The organism is Virgifigura deserti (genome assembly GCA_003576685.1).
GTDB classification, from domain to species: Bacteria; Pseudomonadota; Alphaproteobacteria; order Dongiales; family Dongiaceae; genus Virgifigura; species Virgifigura deserti.
In genome coordinates this window covers 1-1,745 of sequence record QOZR01000031.1, presented here as the reverse complement: position 1 = coordinate 1,745, position 1,745 = coordinate 1, and the positions used below count along the sequence as shown (strand labels likewise).

Here is a 1,745-nt window from a genome sequence, read left to right as displayed (position 1 = left end):
CCCATGTACAAGCTGCTGTCGAGTACGGCGCTCGCCCTCGTCTTCGCCGTCCCGGCCTGGGCCGAACAGATGAACACGCGCGACACGGGCCCGGAGAACACTGCCGCGGATCGCGGCCGCCTGGTCATCGCGCAGGACACGCTCGGCGCGGACGACGATGCGGAAGATCAGGAGGAAGAGATCCCAGACGTCATGGAGACGCAGCCGGGGGTGATCACCGGCGAGGACGTCGACGACGACAATGCCGGTGCCCTGGCGCCCGGGTCGACAGGCGGGCCCGGCGACACCGCCGAAGGCGGCGGCACCGATGGCGGGACCGGCGGTGGTAGTAGCACCGGGAGTGGGAGCGCCGGCGGTGAGACCGGATCCGGTGGCGGCGCGACTGGATCCTCCGGTAGCGGCTCCGGCGGATCGTCGGGCGGAAGCGGCGACTAGGCTCTCGGCAGAGACGGATCTGATTGCGCCTGACAGTTAACCGCCTATCGCGGAGTTGGCCTTGAGGCCGATGATAACACCCTCGCTGGTGCGCAGCCGGATCTGCGCATCGATACACTCGCCGAACCGATCGAGATAGGTCGACAGGAGAACGCGGTCCGATTCACCGGAGGTCGGCCCGGAGGTCGGCCCGGAGGTCGGCAACGTCACCATCTGCGGCGCAGCACTCATGTTCAGCGCCACCAGCAATCGGCGGCCCTCGTGCCGCCGCAGATAGGCGAGGACGCCGTTATCAGCGTCGAACGGGGCATAATCTCCGATCGTCAGCGCCGGCTCGGCGCGGCGCAGGGCGATGAGGCGGTGGTAGAGCGCAAGCATCGAGGCGGGGTCGTCCCGCTGCGCCGCGACATTGACGGTAGCGTAGTCCGCGGCGAGCGGCAGCCACGGCTCGGCCGCGGTGAAGCCGGCGCCGGGCGCGCCGCTCCATTGCATCGGCGTCCGGGCCGGGTCGCGGCCGACGCCGATGCCGGGCACGTTCTTCTCGAACGGATCCTGCACCCGCTCGGGCGGAATCGGCACGTCGGCCATGCCGATCTCGTCGCCGTAATACATCGTCGGCGTGCCCCGCAGGGTCAGCAGAAGCATCGCCGCCAGCCGGGCATCCACGGCGCCAACCCGCGTGACGATGCGCGGCTTGTCGTGATTGCCCAGCACCCAGTTCGGCCAGCCGCCCTCCGGCAGTGCCGTCTCGTACGTGTTGATCAGTACCGCAAGGGCCTTTGCATCCCACGGCGCCCCGATCAGATGGAAGTTGAAGGGCAGATGAACGCCGACGAGATTCTCGCCGTAATAGGCGACCAGCCGTTCGATCGGCAGATATGCTTCGCCGATCAGCACCCGGTCTTCGTAGCCGTCGAGCACCTGCCGGAATCCCGCCAGCACCGGATGAACCTCCGGCCGGTCGGTAGTGTAAAGACGAAGGACCTGACAGTGCGGCGGCATGCCGGGCCGCCAGTCCGGGTTCGGCGGGTTGTCGCGGAACTGGTCGTCCTTGATGAGGTGGTGAATGGTATCGACCCGGAATCCGTCGACGCCCTTGTCGAGCCAGAAGCGCAGCACGTCGTGCATGGCGGCGACCACCTCCGGGTTGCGCCAGTTGAGGTCGGGCTGCTGCTTCAGGAAGGCGTGGTAATAGTACTGGCCGGTGGCCGCGTCCCATTCCCAGGCGCTGCCGCCGAACTCGGACAGCCAGTTGGTCGGCGGGCCGCCGTCCGGGGCGGGATCATGCCAGATGTACCAGGCACGCTTGG

At 68.1% G+C, this 1,745-nt stretch carries 2 protein-coding genes; one reads left to right on the top strand and one right to left on the bottom strand.

The window, feature by feature from the left end; genetic code table 11:
• Positions 1-435: hypothetical protein (locus DT069_RS24450; protein ID WP_425450523.1), on the top strand; the 435-nt coding region annotated here is incomplete at its 5' end.
• A gap of 36 nt (positions 436-471) precedes the next feature.
• On the opposite strand, the gene DT069_RS24445 is transcribed toward DT069_RS24450, so the two are convergent.
• The coding region (locus DT069_RS24445) for an alpha-amylase family glycosyl hydrolase (protein WP_119462956.1) at positions 472-1,745 on the bottom strand (1,274 nt) is incomplete at its 5' end.